Origin of the sequence: Cohnella sp. GCM10020058 (assembly GCF_042683485.1) — a bacterium.
Taxonomy (GTDB): Bacteria; Bacillota; Bacilli; order Paenibacillales; family Paenibacillaceae; genus Cohnella.
Map to the genome: position 1 here is coordinate 579,933 of NZ_JBHUJV010000017.1, position 22,954 is coordinate 602,886.

The following is a 22,954-nucleotide window of genomic DNA, read 5'->3' on the forward strand; positions in this document are numbered from 1 at the left end:
ATGACCGACAAACCGCAGCGCTTGACGATCGAGCATGCCGGCATGGCGATTGGCTTTACGGATACGGAAAACGGACGCATGCAACATACGTTCAATACCGAAAGCAAGCTTAATACGAAGGTTCCCGCGATTCCTTTTCCAAACTTCGAACTGGCGGTCGCCGGCGTCCCTTACGGCCATTCGCCCGCGCTGATCGCCGGACTGACGAGGCTTCCGCTCGAAATGAAGCTGCTGTCCTGGACCTCCGACGAAGAGAAGCTGGCGATGGCTTACAAGCATGAGCAGCTCGGTCTCAAGGTAGAGACGGAGCTGCGATTTATTCCGGGTACGGCGGTCATCCGGCAGTCGACGGTCGTCACGAACGAAGGCGAGCTGCCGGTCGTCCTGACGCATGTCTCATCGATGTGCGTGCAGGGTGTCGCGAGCGACGGCGGCCTGCCTTGGCATGACAAGAACAAAATACGCGTCCATTATTGCCGTCAAACGTGGAACGGAGAGGGGCAGTGGCGATCGGGAGATCTGGAGGAGCTGGGGCTATACCCCACGTCGACGCATCCGAGCGCGGCTGCCGCTCACTTCTCGTCCGTGGGAAGCTGGAGCACGGGGAAACTGCTTCCGATGGCTGTACTGGAGGACCTAGAAACGGGAAAGGCGTGGTATTGGCAGATCGAGACGTCCGCGGACTGGCATTTCGAGATCGGCCACCGCGGCTCCTGGAGCGACGACAGCGGAGCAATCTTTATTCATGCGGACGGCGCCGACGAGCGGTACGGCGGATGGAGCTTGGAGCTGGCGCCCGGCGAAAAGTACGAGGCGGTTCCGGCTGCCTTTGGCTGCTGCAACGGGGATTTTACGGATGCCGTCAGAGAATTGACGGGATATCGGAGATATTTGACGCGGTCGACGAATGGGACCGTGCCTGCGGCACCTGTCGTCTACAATGACTACATGAACGCGCTGTGGGGCGATCCGTCCAAGGAGAAGCTTGTGCCGCTCGTCGAAGCGGCTGCCGCCGCGGGCTGCGAATATTTCTGCATCGACGCCGGCTGGTTCGGCGATCTCGGCGCATCCTGGGGCAGCGGGCTGGGCGATTGGCGGCCAAGCCGCAACCGGTTCGGCGAAGAAGGGCTTGAAGCCTTCCTTGCTTATATCTCCAAGCATGGGATGAAGCCGGGCTTATGGCTCGAGATGGAGGTATGCGGCGAGGATGCCGCGTTAGCCGCCAAGCCGGACGACTGGTTCATCCGGCGTTACGGCATTCGCGCAGGCGGAGGACCGCGCTGGTTTCTTCAATTCAGCAACCCCGACGTGCGCGCTTATATGCATGGGGTCATCGATCGTCTCGTACGGATGGGCGTACAATATATCAAAAACGACTATAATCTTTGCATCGGAACGGGCGACGACACGGGCGGAAGAGCGGCAGCGGCCGGCCTGCAGCAGGCGATGCGGGATTTCTACGATTTTATCGGCCAGGTCAAATCGCGGCATCCGCAGCTGATATTGGAAAACTGCGCATCCGGCGGCATGCGTGCGGATTACGAGGCGCTGTCCCATTTTCATCTGCAAAGCTCCAGCGATCAGGAGGATTACCGCAAATATCCTTCGATCATCGGGGGCAGTCTCGCCGCCGTCTTGCCGGAGCAGCTGGGGATATGGGCATATCCGTACCCGCTTTTGCATGCCGATCTCGCTTTTCCTGGGAAATTAAAGGAATACCGGTATTTGAAAGAAATGGAAGACGGGGAACAAACGATATTTAATATGGTTAACGGTTTGTGCGGCAGTCTTTATGTATCCGGGCATCTTCACCTGGCCGACGAGAATAATCGCCGGTTGATTGCAGATGCGGTAGCGTTGTATAAAAAGGAAAGAGCTTTTATCGGCGGATCTCATCCGATCTGGCCGCTAGGCTTTAAGCGTATAAACGACACGGACAGCTGGAATTCCGTAGGCTTGGCATCGCCCGACCGGAAACGCATTCTGCTATCCGTATGGAGAATCGGAAGCGGTGCCGAATATCATACGATTCCGCTTGCGCGCTGGCGGGGTTGCAAGGCGACCGTCAATCTCATCTATCCGCAGGAGGATCAAGACGTCGAAGCCACTTATAGTGCCAACAAAGGGCTGCTTACGGTACGTTTTCCGAAAACCTATCAAGCTCGGCTGTTCGAGGTTCGCTTCGACATCGATTAGGAGGACGCCATGCCAGAGAAACGAATCGAGACCGCTCGCTTAAAAGAGCTGACGAAGCCCTTTTGGACCGGGGATTTCATGCTGTACGAGCCTATTCTGCCTATCTCTAGGGGAGAGGGGGAAAGGATCGAAGGCCGAATGCTGTACACGCCGGAGGAGATCGTGGAAGTAAGCAATGCCAGATTGGACACGGTGTACGAGGAAGGAACGGATTGGGTCGTAGAAGACGGCCGACTGTGGTTCCCTCCCCACTCGCGCGTTCCGATTACCCGCATCGAGGAAATATTCCCGGAGGAGAACCGGGAGGGATGGGTGCAGGAGAGAGTGGGCGGCGGATACAGCCTGTTTTCGGAAGGACACTTTTTCCACGACAAGCAGGTCGTTGTCAGCTACAAATGCCGCAAACCCGGCGGGGATCGCGCGCTTGCCGCACCTGAGACTGCATGTCCCGAACGAACGGCCGCCAAACTGGCGAACGCCGAGCCGCTCAATCTGCTCGTATTCGGGGACAGCATCGCGGAAGGCGCCAATGCAAGCGGAAAAACCGGCGCAGCTCCCTTTATGCCGCCATGGGGCGATCAGGTCTGCGCAATGCTGGAAGAAGCCTACGGGTCGAAAATCGCGTATAAAAATGGCTCTGTCGGCGGCATTACCAGCGAGGGCGGGCTGCAGATCGTAGACCGGGTATTGGAAGACATGGCACCCGATCTCGCCATCATCGCCTTCGGCATGAACGACGGCACGAGCAAGGTCGCGCCTGACCGCTATGCCGCCAACATCTCGGCGATCATGAAGCGCGTGGAGGCTGCGAACGGCGCCGCGGAATTTATTCTGATCGCACCGATGCTGGCGAATCCGGATACTTATTTCTCGGGAAAGCAATCGGAGTACGCCGCTGTATTGCGGGATCTTGCGGGGGCAAGCGGCGGCAAAGCTGCGGTCGCCGACATGACGGCGGTTCACGGGGAGCTGCTAAAGTACAAAAATTACGCCGATCTGACCGGCAATAACGTCAACCATCCGAACGATTTCCTGATTCGCTGCTACGCCCAGGTCCTGATCGCTTTAATCATGGGGGAAAAAGGTAGCGAGACGGACTCTTAGGTATAGAAAGTTCAGAACCAGCCGGCGCCCATTCGATTTTTGGGCAGCCGTGCTGGTTTTTTGCGGTCTCCGGCCGCGTAACCAACGCTCTTTGCCTTGAATATCCTGTACCCGACAAGGTTGGAAGGGCCGTTGCCCGTCCGCAAGGGGGCGCCACAATGGGCAAGGTATCCGTGATTATGACCAGCTACAACAAGCCGGATTATATCGGAAAAGCCATTCAGGGCGTGCTGGACCAGACGCATGCGGATTGGGAGCTGCTGCTCATGGACGATCACTCCGACGAGGCGACGACACGCGTTATCGCCCCGTATTTGCGCGATTCGCGCATCCGATATGTCCGCAGCGATCCGCTGTCGGTCGAAGAGCGGGCATCCGCCGTACGCTACGCCGTAGCGATTAATAAAGCGCTTGGCATGTGTGAGGGCGATTATGTGACGTACGCGACGGACGACAATGTCTACCGTCCTGCGCGGCTTGCGAAAATGTCCGGTTATCTGGATGAACGCGCCGACGCTCAAATCGTCTACTCCGCTTCCATCACTACACGAGTTCGCGCGGACGGTACGGTCGAAAAAGCGGTGCACCGGCCCGCCGGCAAATTGACCTGGCTGGCGCCTTGCGCGGTGGATCATTGCTCCGTCATGCATCGGCGGTCCATCTTGCAGCCGATTTTCGAGCGGTGGGGGACGTATTGGGACGAGAATCCGGCATTTTACCGGATCGGCGACGCCCGTTTTTTTTGGAGGCTGAATCAATTTTGGCCGTTTTACCCCTTGAACGAAGTGCTGGACGATAATTACATGACGGATCAGTCCTTTCATAGCCAGCTTTTCTCGAAGGACAAGTCGAGATTGGTCGAGCTGCTCCCGCCGCAGCGGGAATGCAGGGAGCTTCGCGAAGACTTGCGCAGACGGCAATCGGAGGCCGGCCGATGAGCCTGTATTTGCGTCATTACTGGTCGTTGTTCGCCGATTTTGCCGACGCCTTCGGAGCGGTTGTATTCCGGAGGATCCCTGTTCCGCTCCTGATCAATTTTTATCAATATTTGACCGACGATATGCGAACGCGGATGGAGCGCCCCGATTTTCAATCGCATCTTCGGAACGGAAGCCTGAAAAACGCCGAGATTCAGCCGGTGTTCGAGCGTTATATCTCTTTGTTTCGCGATCGCGCGAAGCTGCGCAAGGACGAAGGCGGCAAGGTTTTAATCAACGGTACGTACCACAGGTTCCCGCCGCGCGTGTTTTTGGAGCATTTCGATCCGCAGCGCACGCTGCTCCTGTCGCGCGGCAAGCCGTATTTTGGCATTCCGGTCGTGACGCTCAGCCATTACGAAAAGGATATGTCCGCAGAGACGGGGCGGATCGCCCGGCAGGTCGCCTCGATCCTGGACGATATGGCGGATCATCCCGTCTTCGGAGATGCACGCTTCCGCGACAAGCTGCTCAAGGAAACGCCGCGAATCGTCCAAACGCTGGATGCGACGGAGCGAATGCTCGAATCGAATCCGGTTTCCTGCATTTTGGTCGGGACGACCGAGGATTTGACGAGCCGGGCGCTTGCGCTGGCAGGCGGGAAGCTTGGCATCCCGTCTGTGTGCATGCAGCACGGCGTCATTATGGGAGAAGAGGCTTTTCTCCCCGTTTTTGCGACCGTACAGGCGGTATACGGAAAATACGAGGCGGAATGGTATGCGGCGAGAGGCGTGCCGCACGGATCGGTGCGAATTACGGGCCATCCGCGTTATGACGACATTTTCACGAGAGTCCGCGATCGCAGGCAGCCGGGCGGCTCGGCGGAGAGCGGACGTTCGCAGCGGCAAACCCGCGTGCTCATGGTGACGCAGCCTGCGACGAACCGGCCTTTGTGGATCGAAGCGGCGCGGCTGCTCATTGCTAGGCTCAGGAACGCGCGCATACGGATTCGTGCGCATCCGTGGGAGATCAAGAAAGGCTTGCTGGGCGATTACGAAGCGCTCGCAGCGGAGCTGCCGTCGGTCGAGCTGGTGCCCGCCGAGACGGATCTATACGATGAATTGTCCGAAGTCGACCTGGTCATCGTGGAAAATTCGACGGTCGGGCTGGAAGCGATGCTGTCCGGCAAACCGGTTCTGATCTTCAGAAATCCGGAGGGACGGAAAAGGTATGCCTATTATAACGCCATGGCACCGTACATTTCGACAAAGCCGGAAGTGCTGGCCGAGCTCGCCGCGCGCGTGCTCGGCGCTCCTGCCGCAGCGGCCGCGCTCATGCAGCGGATCCGGCGCTTTATCCGGCGCGCCTATCCGCTCAAGCTGGCGGGGGAGCAGTTGGAGCGGCTGATCGCGGAGCTGACGGGCGAGCAGTCGACACGCGTTCATGCGTTATTTCCCGAGGGCATGCTGCTCCAGGCAGGCGATCGGATGCCGGGCGTAATTCGCGGCGGCCGCCTGCATCCGTTTGTGTCGGCGCGCGCTTTTCAAGCGTCAGGTCGGCGGTGGGACGAAGTGATGCGCTTCGACGAGCGGTTGGCGGAGCGGATCCCGGCAGGCGAACCGATCGGCGAAAACGATACGCCTGCACCGGCACCGACTCGGTTCATCCCGGCAAAGCTGGAGATGCAAGGACTATTGGTCCGGGGGACGGGACCGGTTGTATTCGCGCTTGAGGACGGCCTTAAGCGCCGGGTCGTTCCATGGACCGACGCAGCCTCGGCCGCGCCAGTCCTCGAAGCGGACGACAGATGGCTGAGCCGCATCCCGACCGGCCTGCCAATCTTCATGCGAGAAGGTGAACGACATCAACCCTAAGGAGCTGTCAGCCGTCGCCGGCGGCCGTCCTGTTCGGAAAAAGTGGCTCCCTTACGGACGCCAATGGATCGGCAGAGACGATATCAGAGCCGTCGTCAACGTATTGAAGAGCGATTTTCTGACGACCGGTCCGTCGGTCGACGCCTTCGAGGCGAAGCTTGCCGAGTACGTCGGCGCCAGGCATGCGGTCTCCTTCTCGAACGGCACGGCCGCGCTGCACGCGGCTTGCTACGCGGCCGGCATCGGCCCGGGCGACGAGGTCGTCACCGCGCCCCTGACGTTCGCCGCCAGCGCCAACGCCGTCCTGTTCCGAGGCGGCATGCCCGTTTTCGCCGATATCGACGAGCGGACCTGGAATATCGATCCGGCAGCCGTCGAGCAGCGAATTACGCCCAAGACGAAGGCGCTGCTCCCCGTCCACTATGCCGGACAGCCGGCCGATCTTGGCGCGCTGAGTGCCCTGGCGAAGCGGCATGGTCTTATCGTTATCGAGGACGCGGCGCACGCGCTTGGCGCGAGGTACCGCGGGAAGCGTATCGGCGGCATCGGGGACATGACGGCGTTCAGCTTTCATCCGGTAAAGTCGATCACCACCGGCGAGGGCGGCGCCGTGACGACGGACAATCCAGATTTTTACGAACGGCTCCTCGCGTTTCGGACGCACGGCATCACCCGCGATCCCCGCAAGCTGGAGCGGCAGCCCGGCGGCTGGCATTACGAGATGCAGCAGCTCGGCTACAATTATCGGATGACCGACCTGCAGGCGGCGCTCGGCATCAGCCAGCTGCGGAAGGCGGATCGCTTCCTGGAACGCCGGCGCCGGTACGCTGCGATGTACGACGAAGCTTTTGCGGGGACCAAGGAGCTGACGCTGCCTTGTCAAGAGCCGTTTGCCCGGTCGGCCTGGCATCTGTATGCCGTTCGCCTGAATACGGGAACGCTTCGCGCCGACCGGGGCGACGTTTACGAGGCGCTGCGCCGGGAGAATGTTGGCACGAACGTCCATTACTTGCCGGTTTATTTACATCCTTACTATAGAAACTTGGGCTACGAGCCGGGACTGTGTCCTCGTGCGGAACGACTGTACGATGAGATTCTGACGCTCCCGCTGTTCCCCAAAATGTCGAAGCGGGATGTGCGCGACGTCATCCAGGCCGTGAACAAGGTGCTGCAGCATTATAGCTGCCCGGCGGACGACAAGGAGAAGCAGCCATGAGAACTGCGGCCATCCTCCAGGCCCGGATGGGCTCAACGCGTTTGCCGGGCAAGGTTCTAATGCGGGCGGCAGGCTTGCCGCTGCTGCAGCACGAGCTTGAGCGCGTCTCGCGCGCGACGCGAGTCGACGAGATCGTCGTGGCGACGACGCGGGAATCGGCGGACGACCCGATCGCGGCACTGTGCCGAAAGCTTGGGTATCGCTGCATGCGCGGGGACGAAGCCGATGTGCTTGGGCGATATGCCGAGGCGGCGAAGGCGTGCCAAGCGGATGCGATCGTCCGCTTGACCGGGGATTGTCCGTTGATCGATCCGGCGGTGATCGACCGCGTGGCGTCCGCTTTTCTCGACCGCTCCTCGCCTGTCGACTATGCCTCGAATACGCTGGTCCGCACCGATCCGAGAGGGCTGGATACCGAGGTTTTTTCGGCGGAAGCCTTGCAGCGGACAGCGCGAGAGGCAAAGCACGCCGCCGAGCGCGAGCATGTCACTCGCTACATGTACCGGCATCCTGACCGGTTCAGATTGTTGAACGTGCCGGGAACGCGCGATTTGCATGAGCATCGCTGGACCGTGGATACCACCGAGGATTTCGAGCTGGTCTCGCGAATTCTGGCAGCCTTGTACTCGCAGCAGCCCCATTTCGGCACATCGGACGTGCTCGCGCTGCTCGACCGCAACCCGTCATGGCTATCGATCAATGCGCATATTGCGCAAAAGGACAACTGAAATGGGACGGGCGGGGAAGGTGTTTATCCGCGCGGACGCGTCGGTCACGATCGGCACCGGACATGTGATGCGGTGTCTGGCTTTGGCGGAGCGGATGCGGGGGGCTGGATTGGAGTGCCGCTTTGTATGCCGCATCCTGCCGGATTTAATGAAGGAGCTGATTGAGGAAAATGGATTTTCCGTGTCGCTGCTTGGCATGGAGGCTGGCGAAGACGCGCGGGAGTCGGATGCGATCGAGACAACCGGCTTGCTCGCCCGTTTCGGACCGATTGATTGGCTGCTCGTAGATCATTACGACTTGGGAGAAGCGTGGGAGCGTCGGATGAGGCCTTATGCACGCCGCATCGCGGTCATCGACGATTGGACGGACAGAAGACACGATTGCGATCTGCTGCTGAATGCCAATGTCTATGACGACGCATCTGCTTTTACGCAAAAGGCGCACGTGCCCGGGCATTGCGCCACCTTTCTCGGTCCAGGCTTCGCGCTGCTGCGCAGGGCATTCGAGGAGGCCGGATCGCGGATCCGGGACGGCCGAATTCGCCGGCTGCTCGTCGGCTTCGGCGGCGGCGATGCCGTCAACCTGACGGGACGGACGCTCGAAGCGCTGACGGATCCGGCCTTCGCAGCGCTTCAAGCCGACGTCGTCATCGGATCGGGAAGCGCTCACGCGCCGGACATTCGCGCCTACCGCGACCGACTGCCGGGCATTCGCGTTCACGAGTGGTCCGGCGCCATGCCGGCGCTCATGGCAGGCGCCGATCTTGCGATCGGCGCCGCAGGCGTATCGGCGTGGGAGCGCTGCTGTCTGGCGCTGCCGGCGCTCATCGTCACCGCCGCCGACAACCAGGAGGCCGGTGCGCGTTATCTCGGACACCGCGGCGCCGCGGTGTACCTGGGACGGCATGACGAAGTCTCCACTGCGGATATCGGGATCGCGCTTCGACGGCTGCTTGCACAGCCGGCGCAGGTTGCCGAGATGTCCGAGCGCGCCAGCCGCGCGATGGCCGGACGCAGCGCAGAATGGCCGAGACTCATGGCTGTGCTTACTGACGATAGAGGGAGGGAAGCGGATTGAATGCCGTCGAGATCGGGGGCTTGCGCGTCGGAGACGATGCGGCGCCTTTTATTATTGCGGAGATGTCGGGCAACCATAACCAATCGCTCGACCGCGCGCTCAAGATCGTGGAGGAAGCCGCCAAGGCCGGCGCCCACGCACTCAAGCTGCAAACCTATACCGCAGATACGATGACGCTGGATATTCGCTCGGATGCCTTCGCGATTCCGGACGGGGAAGGGCTGTGGGGCGGCAAAAGCTTGTACGAACTATACCGGCAAGCGAGCACGCCTTGGGCGTGGCATCCGGCGATCTTCGAATACGGCCGCAAGCTTGGGCTTGTCGTTTTCAGTTCGCCGTTCGACGCGTCTGCAGTGGACTTTTTGCAGTCGCTGGACGCTCCGTGCTATAAGATCGCTTCCTTCGAGATCACCGATCTGCCGCTGATCCGCAAAGCCGCTTCGACCGGCAAGCCGGTCATCCTGTCTACCGGGATGGCGACGCTTGCCGAGGTGGACGAAGCGGTGACGGCTTGCCGGGAGGCCGGCTCCGGCCAGATCGTGCTGCTCAAATGCACCAGCAGCTACCCGGCGCCCGTGGATCGCGCCAACCTGGCTACCATTCCGCATATGCAGCGGCTGTTCGATTGTCCTGTCGGCCTGTCCGATCATACGCTCGGCTTGGCGGCTGCGGTGGCAAGCGTAGCGCTAGGCGCGTCCGTCATCGAAAAGCACTTCACGCTGTCCCGCGCCGAAGGCGGCGTAGACGCCGCGTTTTCCATGGAGCCGGCCGAGCTGAAGCAGTTGACGGCGGCTTGTCGGGACGCGTCCAGCGCGATTGGCCGGGTCTCGTACGGACCTTCGGCCGACGAGCGGGATTCGCTGCGGTTTCGCAGGTCGATTTACGCAGTCAAGGACATTGCCGTAGGAGAGCGGTTCGGCAAGGCTAATATTGCGATCATCCGGCCTGGATACGGTCTCGCGCCCAAGCATTACGATACGCTGATCGGCAAAAACGCAAGCAAGCCGATACCAAGAGGCACGCCGATCGGATGGGAGATGATCTGAACGCGGAGGAGGGGACGTCCATGCGAATCCGGGAAGCGACGGCGGCCGACGCCGCTTTGTTGTTCGAATGGCGCAACGATCGGTCGGTGCGGGAACGGTCTTTTGACGACAAGCCGCTGGATTGGAACGCGCATGTCCGATGGCTGGAAGGCTGCCTGTCCGACCCGGACAGATTGCTTCGCATTGCGATGGAGGACGATCGTCCGATCGGCGTTTTTCGCCTGGACCGTATCTCCGAAGGCACAGTCGTCATCAGCATCGCCCTGGCCGCTTCCGAACGCGGCAAAGGCGCCGGACCGCGCATGCTGCGTCTGGCTGCAGAGCAATGCCAGTCGCGCTTCGGAAGCGTGACGATCGAGGCGCGGATCAAGGGAGACAATTTATATTCCCGGAAGGCGTTCGCGAAGGCGGGATACAAGCTGGAAACTTGCATTATGACACTGCAGCCTCCGCAGGACGTCAATGACTGGTCGTCTGGCTGGTCGTCTGACGGTTAGGCATTTTCATCGTTTTACAGCCGAAACGTCGACTGCAGCCTCGCCGCGACATATTGTGCATGAAACCAGGAAAAGGGATGGTGAACCGCATGGTCTCCCGTATGGCCGCCGTCAAAGCGGGTTGTCCGACGTCCAAGCTTCGGCGAAATCGCTCGAAGCTCGCTGCTTCGTGCAGCAAAGCTTGCAAGCGCAAAAAAAATAAGACCGGTGCGGCTTCGCCGAGACGTTCGAGACGCAAGGCAGACGCGGAGCGTACGGATCTGCGTCCGTTGATCGATGCGATGTCCGCCAGCTTAAAAGGGCTGACGGAAAGCACGGCGTCGATCGTGGCGTTCGTGAATCAGATCCGCAACGACGTCAACACGCTCCAGAATCAGGCGGCCGGCGCGAACAGCGTCATTAACGTGCTGGAGACGCGCGTAGCCGACCTGACGGCGGCTGAGCAAGCGATTCTTCCGATGCTGCAGGCGCGTATCGGCAGCTCGATCACGGTCGAGACGCCGTCCGGCACCGTGCTCGGCACGCTGGTTGCCGTCGGCGAAGATTATGCGGAGATCCGGGAGCCCGGCGGCACGATCGTGATCGTGCGGGTCGTCAGCATCATTTCCATAGTCTGAAAATAGATCGGAGGAGGCGGGAAGAACGTGCATTTTACAGCGAGGTTGTCTATGATCGTCGGAAGTCACATCGAGGTATACCAGGAGAGTCAATTCATCTCCGGCGTTCTCCTCGACGTCACGCCCGGCACGCTGGTTGTTCAAGCCGTCGAAAATTCATATACGCAGGTGTCGGGCACCGTCGAAGTCGTCTCGTCCAAAATTCACTATATTCGGATTCTGCCTTAACCTTATTTTCGGACCGCATGCTCGAACCAGCTTTTCCAAGCCGCGTATCCATCCAGATTCGTGCGCGTGACGCTGTCGGCCCGCAGCCGGCGATGGTAGAGGGCGGCAGGGATGCGACGGACCGGGTATAGGCGGGCCAGACGGACGATCATTTGAAAATCCTCATACAGCCGGCCGTCGAACAAACCGTGCTCCCACCAGCCCCCCAGCCGTCTCAGCGCTTCCGTCCTGTATAAGCGAGGGGCGAGAGGGGAGGCAGCTTCCAGAAGCTTAGTTTCGTCGAATTCGGTCATGGCCTTCGCGGTTCGGCGAAAAAGCGGTTCGCCCTCAGGGCGCTCCAGCCATTCGTCGTGATCTGCGTACCATAAGCCGCAAGGTTTTTCCGAATCGGCGATCTGTTTTCGAAATTGCGTCAGACAATCGTCCGCGAGCCAATCGTCCGCATCCAGCTCCAGCAGCCAGCGTCCTCGCGATGCGGCCAGCGCCTCGTTCAGGCAGCGCACTTTCCCTTGATTGCGGGCATGGGTCAAAATTCGGATGCGCGGGTCATCGGGAAGCCGTGTCAGCAGCGCCGCCGTTTCGTCGTCTGATCCGTCGTTCACCACAAATAGCTCCCAGTCTCCATCCGCTTGCGCGAGCACGCTGCGAATGGACCAGCACAAGGTGGCGGCAGCATTGTAAGCGCATAGCGCGACGGAAAAAAACGGCGTTCCGGCGGATAAAGACGGGACCGGGCGGCTTCGTAGCAGCGGCGCGATCCGCTCGCGCATCTCCGGCGCTTTGCGCCAGGCAGCCGGTCGGGGATAAACGCCCGGCTGCCATAATGCTGCGGGCAGCTCGGCTATTCGCCAGCCTTGAGAAAGCCGGTTCATCATGTCGATTAGAACCAGCGATTGAAAAGGCAGCCAGTCGCAATCGGCGAAACCGTCGTTTTCTTGAACGGCCGAAGTGCGCCATACGACGGGACCGCGACGGTCGGGGGCGACGCTCGGACACAGGCATGCGGTTTCGTCGTCCAACTGATCGCCGAGCGTCCGTAAGCCTGCCAGGCAGCCGGCGTTCAACCGTTCGCCAGCGAGCAGCGTAAGGAAAAAGGGGGCGTTATAACCGTCCAGGATGGCGTTCATTCGTTCGCCGATTGCGCCTTCCACGATCTCGCATCGCCAGAGCGGAAAGGCACTCAGGACATCGTTTTGCGTGAGCCTTGGCGGGAGCGCCCGATGATCCGGATTGAGGATGAAGACCAGCATCGCGTCCCATCGCCCCTTCCGCGCTGAACCATTATTGCTCATACATATGAATTTCGCCTATAAAAGGTTCGCGGACCATGCTAATATTTAATAAAAACGACAGAGGTTCCCATGCAATGTTATCGACATCCTGAATGGGTCGCAGTGGCCTGTTGCACGCATTGCGGAATACCGATTTGCCTCCGATGCCGCCAAATGAATCCGTACCAAAAGTGTGCTTCTTGTTATAGTGGTCAACAAACTGTAAAAAATCCAATACGTATGCCTAAGCCTCATTGGCCGACCCTCATCTTGATTGCTGTTATTATCCTGTTATTATCACCTCTTTTGATTTGGTATCTTGTTTGGATCGTAGTCGGAATCATGATGTCTTGATGCTTGATATGGACATTTTTTGAACTCTTTTAATTGGACTCTTTTATAAAAGAAGTTCTAGCCCTTTTTGGTCATTTGACGCAGGGGCAATTTGTTTATGCTGAGTGGACAGCGTATGATGGATGATCTCAGGACATGTGCGACTTACGGAAGGGGAACAGGAAATGAAGGCTTACGGAAATTCGCTGCGTGCGCTAAGCATAGTAGCAGCTATTGCCTTTCTGTTAATGCTGGCCGGGTGCGGGGCGTCGGGGAAGCAGCAAACGCTGAAGTTTTCGGAGGTTACGCTGACTAGCGAGCCGTCGCCCCCCGCGGCGGGACAAGCAACCAAGCTGATCGCCACGATTGATAATAAGAAATTTGCGGCCGAGGAAGCCAAGGTTCAGTTTCAGATCAACTCCAAAAACGATCTGCCGAGTCTGATCGATGCCGTTAAAGAAGGGGACAGCTATTCGTCCAGTCACACCTTTCCTTCAGCCGGCGATTACACGATTACGATTCATTTGATGTACCCAAACGATCATTTTGCGTTTACGAAGCAATTGAAGGTCGGCGGCTAAAACGCCATTTTCCTCTTTTTGCATATTAGCAGGCTGTGTGGACATCCTATTTTCGGATTTGATACGGCGATGCGATGCTATGTTGATGAAGGAAAACCTAAAGAAGCCTTTGAGCTTACGAGCATACGAAAAAAGCCTATTTTAGAAGCATAAGCAGGCAAAGAAAAAAAGCAGCTTGGTCCGGAACGACGGACTAAACTGCTTTTTGTTTAGATAAGCGCGCTTTTGTTTATTGTTCCTTTTTAGCATTTAAATGAATCAAGCAAACTAGAGACATAAGTCAGCGTCTTAACGCAGCATAGACAAACAGGGTACATGCGTATATGATCGTAATAATTGAATAGACCAAGTCAAGGTGCAATGTCTACTTTTTGGCATTGCTTAAAAGGGAAGTCCGGTGAAAATCCGGCGCGGTCCCGCCACTGTAAATGAAGAGCGACGCTAGAAGTGCCACTGGCGCAAGCCGGGAAGGACTAGCGGAGCGATGACGCATAGCCAGGAGACCTGCCTTGACTTGTTGTTCACAGACTCTACGGATGATGGAGGCGGTGCTTTTTTTGTTGTCTGCCTCAATCGGTCACGGCAGCGACAGGCAGCCCTTGATTCTCAGGAATCAAGGGCTTTTTGATGCGGCGATTTGTGGGCGGGCGAGCGTGAACGAGCGATTCGAGGACGAGCGATTCGAGGATGGGCGGGCGGCGTGGACGGGCGATTCGTGGATGGGCGGGCGGCGTGGACGGGCGAGCGTGGATGGGCGATTCGTGGACGGACGAGCGTGGACGGACGAGCGTGGACGGGCGAGCGTGGACGAGCGATTCGAGGAAGGCGAGTGTGCTTTTGGCGTGGCGGAGCTTTCGGAGTTTGGGCGGGCCTCCAAACCTGCATTTATACAGGTATTTTCGGTCGCCCCGACACACCCGATGAAAAACCTGCAAATATGCAGGCAAATTCAAAGTATAAGCCAGAAATGGGGCTTGAAGGCGAAAATAACTGCATATTTGCAGGAATTTAGGCCGAAAGGGGCGACAACGGCCCTAAAAGATGTATATTTGCAGGTTTTGTAGTTGCGGCTAAAGAACGACGCGGGCGACGATCGCCCAACTTATCGAAGCTGCTGTCGGATGAGCCAACGGAACAGCGGTCGGATGAACCACCGGAACGGCTGTCGGGTGAGCCACCGATAAGCGTTCCGCGCGAATCGCGTTGTGGGTATCCGGTAAACCAAAAAAGACCGTCACAGAATCATAAATTTTAGTAAAAACGTATGAAGAGGAGTAATCATGTGCGAAAAAAGACAATGAGGTCTTTATTTTCTTTTGTATTGGCTATGGCTATATTCATAACTTCCGTTCCGTTTAAGCTTGTGGAAGCGGAGGACGCGCCTCCGGCAGGCCCGGCCACGATTCACTACGGCTTAAACAGCCCCGCCTATTACGATCTCGGCATTCAGACCGCGCGCACGCTCGGCACGATCGAGCCCGGATTTGCACGATCGCTTGGCTACGAATCCGCCGGCTTGACGGCCAATGCAGGCAGCGCGACGATGTTCGATGCGCTGGCCCGTGCCGTATACGACGTGTACGGCGAGGATCTGAAGAGCACGAAATATTATCGGCTGGTTTTTGAAGACGGCGTATTGAAGCAGGTCGCGGGCGCTTACGAGCAGCCGAGCGCGAACACGTTCTACGCGCTATTGAACGGCACTCGGATCGGCCTCGACAAATTGGATACGACCGTCGTTCATAACGGGGACGAGGTGTCGTTCCTATGGGTAAGAAGCTCGGTCAACAACCTGTACAGCTGGTTCGAGGATCAAGCGGGCGGTACCTATGCGGGTCGGATCGTCGTGGCGCCGAACGAACCCGTCGTCTTGCAGCTAAAAGGCTATGACTTGTCTTCGACTGAAGGCGCTGACGCTGCGCGCGCCATTGCCGGCGCGGAGATCGGGACGACCGGACTTCGCGGCACGGATTACCTGGGCGCGTTCACGAGCCTGGAACAAACGACGGACGCCGACGGGCAGGTCACGCTTCACTTCGAGAAGCCTGGGCAATACGTCGTTACTGCGAATACGGAGGTGTCCGTCGAAGGCGCGGTTTACAAAACGAATGCGCCCCAGAGCATGATTATCGTCAAGGATGACACATCTACGGCGCTCTCCGACCTGCGAACGGCGATGTATCAGGCGAACGCTCAGCCTACCTACACGGGAGCCAGCGCGCTGTTCGACGATGACGACACCGTTTATTTCATGCGTGCGACGTCCGGATTGAGCAACATCAACGGCGTAGGCATCTCCGGCGTCGTTCCGATAGGCGCGAAGGCGAAGGTAGACGGCCAGAGCGTTAGCGTAGACGACACAGGGTGGTTCGAAGGCAAACTCGATCCTTCCGTAGGCCATATGAATACGAGTCATTACGGCTATCATCGCATTGACGTAACGTCGGCGGATAACAGCACGACAAAGTCTTATTACGTCCTATTACTTTATAAAGGCACGCAGGAGCAAGCTTTGCCGAAGCTGTCCAAATTCCAGGACGGCAGAGGCAAAGAGCTGGACAGCTCCAAGTATACGGCGATATCCAACAACGGCGGTTATTACAGCTTTACGGATGGCGACGTCATGCTGATGGGCGACTACAATCACGTGTACCAATCGCTCATCGCCAACGAGATCTCTGCGGTACGCGTACAGGGCAGCATGCTTAATGCGGTCGATGGCTTGCGCGTCCGCAAGATTAACAAGGATGGCAGCCTCGGCTCCTATATCGACGGAACGATCGGACCGGACGGCAAGCAGTTCGCTACGGGAACGGTATCGCTCGATAAGGGCTTCAACTACCTGCTGTTTGAGACGAAGGCCATCGGCGATTCGGATTGGACTGCATACGGGATCCTGAACGTCTACCGGGAGAAAACGGTCGGCGTGTCCAGCGATACGACGGTAACGCCGGCCGATTTGAAGTTCCAAGACGCCCAAGGCAACGCTCTCGTTCCGGTTCAGGATGCCGCCGATTCCAAGCTTTGGCTGATCCGCTTGCCGGCGGGCGCCGAGCAGAACAAGGTGACGGCAAGCCTGCTGCGCATTCCCGACGGCGCGACTTCCAGCTTTGGGGACTCCCAACGCGTCATGAATTTGTCTACAAACATGACGGACCTGTCGCGGGAGTATACGCAGGATCTTTCATTCGACGTCACCGCGGCAAATCGCTTCTCGAACAGCCGGTACGCCTACCGAATCGTGCGCGCGGCGATGCCGCCGACCGCCTCGAATGCGACATTGCTGTACAAGGGCAATGTTCAAGCCAAGAACACGACGGGAGCGTTCATTCCCGCTTATCAGGTCGGCGTTCGCAAGATCGATCCCGCGACGGGCTGGGGCGGCGTTTCCGTGGTGCCGACAGCCGATCTCACGCTGACGAACGACGATACCTGGCTGGTCACTTCGGACCAGTCGCAGCTCGACGCCAATCAACTGCGGGTCGCTTCGATCTACTTGAAGCCCGAGCTGCTGTATCCGAACGGCGGATCGACTTACAGCATCGTCGTAAACAAGACGAATACGATTGCCGATCGCAAGACGGCCGGCGAATACAATATCCCGCATGTCGGCGGCTATTCTTATCCGATTAAGGTCGGCGATCAAGTCGTGTCGACCATCGATACGACCTATATCGAAGTTATCGTTCACGCGCCTCCGGGAATCAACGCGGAGAATAAGACGTATACGTACATCGTGCCTAAGCAAAAGCCGGCCGCAGCCAGCTTTAGCAACGTGACGACGGCGTCGGGTACCGATGTCGGCTTCAAGTCGGGCGAAGGCGTTCTTCGCGTAGAGGGCAAGTCAACGACTGCCTTTGTCGAGAGCGAACTGAATTACTACGTGAACGTGAATTACAACATGGACAAGATCGTGCTGCTCCCTACGGTTCCCTCCAACGATATCGTCATGAGCTGGAGCCAAGGCAGCGGCGAATTTACGACAATTCCGCAAGTCATCAACGCCAAGGCGATCGTGCCGCTGACGGTCGGGGAGAACATCGTCCGGCTGAAAGGCACGGTCGGTGCGAGCGAAAAAATATACACGTTTAAAATTACGCGCGAGGAAGGCAAAAACTTTAACCTGAAATCCGTTCGCTTCACGGATTCGAGCATCGTTCCCGCAGGCATGATGCGCGCGACCAGGCTCTCGCAGATCGGAATCGCGGATCGGGGGACGGCAACTTACGGCGTGACGTATACGGCTGAAGATCCGGAAGCGACATTGACGGTCACGCAGGGCGACTATACGATCAGCGGCATCGGCACCGTAACGGCCGAAGGACTCGATACGGCCCTGCCTGCAAAGGTTCGGATCTGGGATGGCGTTCACGCCGACAAAAATAACGAATACACGCAGACAATCCGCTTCAGGCATCCGACCGCACCGAGCAGAACGTACGAGATCATGCCCGCGCCGGGCCAATTCGTCAACGAGCTAAGCCAGACCGTAACGGGAACCGCGACGGGCTTCGGCTGGGGAGAAGGCTGGGATACGAGCATCTACGCGACGGACGAGGAGATCAACCAGTCCGGGACCGGCAGTCCGGGCGTATCGCTCGGTTCGTTCGGCGGATATGTCTCGTACCAGTTCGACGAGCCGATCAAGAATGGTCCGAACAATGCGTATGGCGTAGACTTTATGGTTCAGGGCAACCCGTTCATCGGCAACAACGAACCGGCCGGCGTCATGGTCGCGCAGGACAAGGACCGGGACGGCAAGCCCGATCGCTGGTTCAATCTCGCGGGAAGCGAGCATTACGAAGACAAGACGGATTGGAATTACAGCGTTACGTATACGAATCCGGATCCGGGCTTCACGCCGAACATCGGACAGAACGTGCCGTGGTCGGACAACAAAGGGAATATCGGCGTCATCACTTACAACACTTTTCACAAGCAAATCTATTATCCGAATTCCAAGAATTACCTATTTGAAGGAAATGCGGCCAAGGACCGGTACGACCCGGAGAAAATGACCTTCACCGGGGTCAACATCAATACGCTCAAAGTCGGATTCGGCTACGCGGATACGACGGTCAACTCGCAAAACGACCAGATCGTCAAGGGCAATCCGTACGTCGGCAGCTATTCCGACTTTGACATCGACTGGGCCGTCGACGACGACGGCATGCCGATCAAGCTGGACGAGATCAGCTTTATCAAAGTCTTCACGAACCAACTGACGGACGGAGGCCTGCTCGGCGAGAAGTCTCCCGAGGTGTTAAGCGTCCTGCGTAAGGATAAAGGCACGGCCGTCGCCGGCAAGACAGAGGCACCGTCGCGGATTACGCTGACGGCAAGCGGTCACGACGATCTGTCCGTACCGATCCAGGCGGGCAAAGCGGTCTATGACGTCTATGTCGGAGACATGCAGTTCGTCAAGGCCAAGGTCAGCGCCAAGCCCGGCGACGTCATCTACTTCAACAACCAGAAGATCGGCGCCGAGCAGTCCACCGACACGTCCTATGAAGTGACCGCGGACCACCCGAGACTGATTCGCGTCGTCACGCAAAACGGCACGAAAGAGCCGAGCATCGTCATGCTCCGCCTCAAGAGCGGCGCCAAGCCGGTCCAGCGGCTGCTGACCGCCTTGAAGGCTGAGCGGACCGGCGCCGAGATTACGTTGTCGCAGGATACGACGGACCAGTACAGCGTGACGGTTCCCTATACGACGACGAGCATTCAGGTCAAGCCGACCGTCGTCTCCGGCGCGATCGTCACCGTCGATGGCAATCCGCTGAGCGCGGGCGGTAAATCCGAGGCGATCGCGCTGGCCGTCGGCGCAACGACGATAAGCATCGTAGCGAAGCTGGGCGAGCAGACCGAGACATCGACGCTTACGGTTCATCGCGAGGCCGGTCCTGCGGACAACGGCACGATCACGGCGACATTTTCGCTGCTTGGCATGCCGAAGCACGACGGCGCCGGACCGCTGCTCGTTTACAAGAACAATCCGGACAAGATGGAGAGCTGGATCGCGCCAAAGCGCTATACGCTGCCTGCGGGTTCTACGGTCCTCGATCTGTTTGACAAAGCTTTGACCGAAGCAGGATTGGCATACGTCAATTCTTTCGGAGGCAACTACATTTCTTCCATTCAGTCCCCGGGTGGCGTATGGATGTCCGAATTCACGAACGGCCAGTACTCGGGCTGGATGTATACCGTGAACGGCACGCATCCGCAGATCGGTCTGGCGCAATACGTGCTGTCGAACGGCCAGAACGTCGTCTGGCACTACACCGACGATTACCGCTACGAGGAAGGCGCCGAGCCATGGCTTGGCGAAAATACCGGCGGCGATACCGGAGCGAATGCCGGGGAACTGACCAAAAAGACAGAGCTTACCGCGACAAAAGGGGAAGACGGTACCGCCACGGCGACGCTTGCGGGCGCGAAGCTCGAAGCGTTCCTGAGCGATCTGAGCAAGCTCAAGGATACGGCGGGATCCGGCGTCGTCATCGGCATCGATGTGCCGGAAGGATCGACCAGTTTCGCATTGACCCTGTCCAAGGACGCGCTTGCGAAGCTGGCTGGCAGAAAGCAAACGACGCTGTCCATCCAGACGGCCGCAGGCTCGTTCGTCATCGATGCCAAGGCCTTGTCGACTATCGGCGCAAATGCCGGCGGTCAGGACGCCGTCGTGTCGATGCGGCTGCTGAAGAGCGCGGATCTGACGGATCGGCAGTCGGCGATCGTCGGCGATCGCCCGGTCTTCGATCTTATTCTGGCTGCCGGCGACAAACAGATCAAGTCATTTGACGGCGGAACGGTACGGGCGCTGCTGCCTTACAAGCTTCAGAACGGCGAGCGCGCTGCCAACCTGACCGTCGCGTATCTGCCCGACAACGGAGAAGCGGTCGAAATGTCCGGCGCTGCTTATGACCCGCAGCAGTCCGGCATCTGGTTCACGACCGATCATTTTTCCAAATTCGCTATCGCTTTAGCCAGCAATTCAGTACAATCGTTCGTAGACGTGCCGAATACGCATTGGGCGAGCGCCTATATCGAATCTCTCGCGTCCAGGGGCATTATGGAAGGCGTCGGTAACGGCAAGTTCGCCCCGGACAGATCCGTGACGCGCGCGGAGTTCGCGGCCATGCTGTTCCGGCTGAGCGGCGATGCGAAGCCTGCAGCGGACACTTCCTTCGCGGATGTCCCGGCGACCTCGTGGTACGCAGCTTATGCGGCCTGGGCGAGCAAGTTGGGCGTCACGAAAGGCAAAGACGCGGCGAAGTTCGCGCCAAGCGAGCGAATTACGCGTCAGGATCTGGTCACGATGCTCTCTCGCTATTTATCTTACAAAGGCTTGAAGCTGACGAATACGCAAGCTCAAGCTGCGTTTGCAGATCAGTCGCGGATCGCAGATTATGCCGAAGGCGCCGTGAACGCGTTGCAACAGGCGGGGATCGTAGCGGGCAAGGGCGGGGGCAAATTCGAACCGGGCGCCCAAGCGACCCGGGCGGAAGCGGCCAAGATGCTGGCGTTGATCGTCGAAAAAGCCAAATAATCGGTCGATGCAAAATGGAGCAGTCCTTGATCACCTCAGGGGCTGCTCCCCTCTTGCATTTTAAGCGGAAGGAGAAAAGGAATGAGAAGTTTTACAAAACGGTTTACATGGCTTGCGTTAATCGCATTGTCGATCTGCCTGTTCGGGAGCGCCGCTGCGCTAGCGGCACCGGCTAAATCGTCGCAGGAAATCGCGGCGGACACGGCGGCTTACGTCTTGTCTACGGTGAGTCATCCCGAGGTCGGATCGATCGGCGGCGAATGGGCGGTGATCGGACTGGCACGATCGGACTACGACGTGCCGCAAAGCTACTATGACGACTATTACGAGACAGTCGAGCAATATGTCGTCGGATTGAAGGGCCAGCTCCACGATAAGAAGTACACGGAATACTCGCGGCTGATTCTGGCGCTGACGGCGATCGGCGCAGATCCGTCGGACGTCGGCGGTTATAACCTGCTGTCGCCGCTCGGCGATTTTGAGAAGACCGTCTGGCAGGGGATCAACGGGCCGATCTTTGCGCTTATTGCGCTGGACAGCGGCAATTACGCCATGCCGATCAATCCTTCTGCGAAGGTGCAGGCGACGAGAGAGATGTATATCGACGAAATCCTGTCGCGGCAGTTGAAGGACGGCGGATTCGCACTAACGGGCGACGCGGCCGATCCCGACATTACCGGCATGGCCCTGCAGGCGCTTGCCAAGTATCAGGATCGGAAAAACGTGAAGGCGGCTACCGACCGGGCGCTGGACCGGCTGTCGAAGCTGCAGGACGACAAGGGCGGCTATGCCAGCTGGGGAATCGGCAACTCGGAAAGCGCCGTCCAGGTATTGATGGCGCTTTGCGAGCTGGGCATTCCCGTCGACGACAGCCGGTTCGTGAAAAACGGCAGATCCATCGTCGATGCTTTGGACGATTATTACGTTAAGGGAAATGGGTTTCAGCATGCGGCTGATGGGAGCGGCGCGACGGCGATGTCCACCGAGCAGGCGCTGTACGGACTCGTAAACGCCGATCGGGCGGCGAAAGGGAAGCCGAGCCTTTACCGGATGAGCGACGTGAAGCGCAAAACGCCTTCTTCGCGCAGCGAGAGCGTCGGCTTGCCCGACAAAAACGCGGACGTTCGATCTTTGCCGGTGCTCGACGCCGCCAAAACCTTTTCCGATATCGCCGGGCATCCGAACCAAAAAGCCATCGAAGCGCTTAGCTCGCGCGGCATTATTAACGGCATGACCGCGGACGCCTTCAAGCCCGACCGGACGATGACCCGCGCCGAATTCGCCGTCATCGTAACTAGAGGGCTGGGGTTGTCGCCCAAGACCTCGGCTGCTTTCTCGGACGTACCTGCCGGCACCTGGTATGCCGGATATGTCGGAACCGCATCGACCTACGGCATCGTCAGCGGCACCTCGAAGTCGACCTTCTCGCCGGGCGCCACGATCACGAAGCAGGAAGCCGCCGTCATGATCGCGAACGCCGCAAAGCTTAGCGGCATGGACACGGCGCTAGGCGTCGCCGAGACGCGCGATCTGCTGGCCCCGTTCGGCGACTACGTCAAAACGGCCGAATGGGCGCGTACCTCGCTCGCTTTCGATTACCGAGAACATATTTTGTCGCAGGACGACCTCAATATCGAACCCAAGCTTGCAGTCACGCGCGCCCAAATCGCCGAAATGCTCGCGCGGCTGCTCACCGCGGCTAAACTGTTGTAAAGAGGC

At 58.6% G+C, this 22,954-nt stretch carries 16 protein-coding genes and 1 riboswitch; of the genes, 15 read left to right on the forward strand and 1 reads right to left on the reverse strand.

Annotated elements, in window-relative coordinates:
- The 11 genes from ACFSR7_RS29980 to ACFSR7_RS30030 all read left to right on the forward strand — a co-directional run bounded on the left by ACFSR7_RS29980 (nucleotide 1) and on the right by ACFSR7_RS30030 (nucleotide 11,501).
- Entirely contained in the window at nucleotides 1–2,196 is a 2,196-nt protein-coding gene (locus ACFSR7_RS29980; RefSeq protein ID WP_378167995.1) for a glycoside hydrolase family 36 protein, read from the forward strand.
- Nucleotides 2,197–2,205: 9 nt separating this feature from the next.
- Complete coding sequence (locus ACFSR7_RS29985) at nucleotides 2,206–3,300, forward strand: SGNH/GDSL hydrolase family protein (protein WP_378167996.1); 1,095 nt, start codon at nucleotides 2,206–2,208, stop codon at nucleotides 3,298–3,300.
- A 158-nt stretch (nucleotides 3,301–3,458) separates the two neighbouring features.
- Entirely contained in the window at nucleotides 3,459–4,238 is a 780-nt protein-coding gene (locus ACFSR7_RS29990) for a glycosyltransferase family 2 protein (protein WP_378167998.1), read from the forward strand.
- The gene (locus ACFSR7_RS29995; protein ID WP_378168000.1) at nucleotides 4,235–6,091 is read left to right on the forward strand and encodes a hypothetical protein; all 1,857 of its coding nucleotides are present in this window, start codon (nucleotides 4,235–4,237) and stop codon (nucleotides 6,089–6,091) included. Before ACFSR7_RS29990 ends, ACFSR7_RS29995 begins: the two co-directional genes overlap by 4 nt.
- The gene (gene pseC, locus ACFSR7_RS30000) at nucleotides 6,072–7,307 is read left to right on the forward strand and encodes a UDP-4-amino-4,6-dideoxy-N-acetyl-beta-L-altrosamine transaminase (protein WP_378168002.1); all 1,236 of its coding nucleotides are present in this window, start codon (nucleotides 6,072–6,074) and stop codon (nucleotides 7,305–7,307) included. Before ACFSR7_RS29995 ends, pseC begins: the two co-directional genes overlap by 20 nt.
- Nucleotides 7,304–8,035 carry a cytidylyltransferase domain-containing protein gene (locus ACFSR7_RS30005; RefSeq protein ID WP_378168004.1) on the forward strand — a complete coding sequence of 244 codons (732 nt, stop codon included), beginning with the start codon at nucleotides 7,304–7,306 and terminating at the stop codon, nucleotides 8,033–8,035. The genes pseC and ACFSR7_RS30005 overlap by 4 nt, the downstream gene beginning before the upstream one ends.
- Before the next feature lies 1 nt (nucleotide 8,036).
- Nucleotides 8,037–9,113: a UDP-2,4-diacetamido-2,4,6-trideoxy-beta-L-altropyranose hydrolase gene (gene pseG / locus ACFSR7_RS30010; RefSeq protein ID WP_378168006.1), complete on the forward strand. Its 1,077-nt coding sequence runs from the start codon at nucleotides 8,037–8,039 to the stop codon at nucleotides 9,111–9,113.
- A complete protein-coding gene (pseI, locus tag ACFSR7_RS30015) occupies nucleotides 9,110–10,159 on the forward strand; it encodes a pseudaminic acid synthase (protein WP_378168008.1) in 1,050 nt (349 codons plus the stop codon). Before pseG ends, pseI begins: the two co-directional genes overlap by 4 nt.
- 20 nt (nucleotides 10,160–10,179) lie before the next feature.
- Nucleotides 10,180–10,656 (forward strand): GNAT family N-acetyltransferase, encoded by a 477-nt coding sequence (locus ACFSR7_RS30020; protein WP_378168010.1) that lies wholly within the window; start codon nucleotides 10,180–10,182, stop codon nucleotides 10,654–10,656.
- A gap of 89 nt (nucleotides 10,657–10,745) precedes the next feature.
- Nucleotides 10,746–11,273, forward strand: coding sequence for a DUF2642 domain-containing protein (locus tag ACFSR7_RS30025; protein WP_378168210.1), 528 nt, complete (start codon nucleotides 10,746–10,748; stop codon nucleotides 11,271–11,273).
- Nucleotides 11,274–11,300: 27 nt separating this feature from the next.
- Complete coding sequence (locus tag ACFSR7_RS30030) at nucleotides 11,301–11,501, forward strand: hypothetical protein (RefSeq protein ID WP_378168012.1); 201 nt, start codon at nucleotides 11,301–11,303, stop codon at nucleotides 11,499–11,501.
- A 2-nt stretch (nucleotides 11,502–11,503) separates the two neighbouring features.
- Here ACFSR7_RS30030 and ACFSR7_RS30035 read toward each other — a convergent pair whose 3' ends face one another.
- Nucleotides 11,504–12,751, reverse strand: coding sequence for a glycosyltransferase family 2 protein (locus ACFSR7_RS30035; RefSeq protein WP_378168013.1), 1,248 nt, complete (start codon nucleotides 12,749–12,751; stop codon nucleotides 11,504–11,506).
- 539 nt (nucleotides 12,752–13,290) lie between these two features.
- On the opposite strand from ACFSR7_RS30035, the gene ACFSR7_RS30040 reads away from it, so the two are divergent.
- The 4 genes from ACFSR7_RS30040 (at nucleotide 13,291) to ACFSR7_RS30055 (ending at nucleotide 22,948) form a co-directional block, all read left to right on the forward strand.
- Entirely contained in the window at nucleotides 13,291–13,686 is a 396-nt protein-coding gene (locus tag ACFSR7_RS30040) for a FixH family protein (protein WP_378168015.1), read from the forward strand.
- A 336-nt stretch (nucleotides 13,687–14,022) separates the two neighbouring features.
- A riboswitch (cobalamin riboswitch) is annotated at nucleotides 14,023–14,212 on the forward strand.
- Between the two features lie 10 nt (nucleotides 14,213–14,222).
- Nucleotides 14,223–14,750 carry a hypothetical protein gene (locus ACFSR7_RS30045; protein WP_378168017.1) on the forward strand — a complete coding sequence of 176 codons (528 nt, stop codon included), beginning with the start codon at nucleotides 14,223–14,225 and terminating at the stop codon, nucleotides 14,748–14,750.
- 218 nt (nucleotides 14,751–14,968) lie between these two features.
- Nucleotides 14,969–21,235 carry an S-layer homology domain-containing protein gene (locus ACFSR7_RS30050; RefSeq protein ID WP_378168019.1) on the forward strand — a complete coding sequence of 2,089 codons (6,267 nt, stop codon included), beginning with the start codon at nucleotides 14,969–14,971 and terminating at the stop codon, nucleotides 21,233–21,235.
- 81 nt (nucleotides 21,236–21,316) lie between these two features.
- Nucleotides 21,317–22,948 carry an S-layer homology domain-containing protein gene (locus ACFSR7_RS30055; protein ID WP_378168021.1) on the forward strand — a complete coding sequence of 544 codons (1,632 nt, stop codon included), beginning with the start codon at nucleotides 21,317–21,319 and terminating at the stop codon, nucleotides 22,946–22,948.
- Nucleotides 22,949–22,954: the final 6 nt, after the last annotated feature.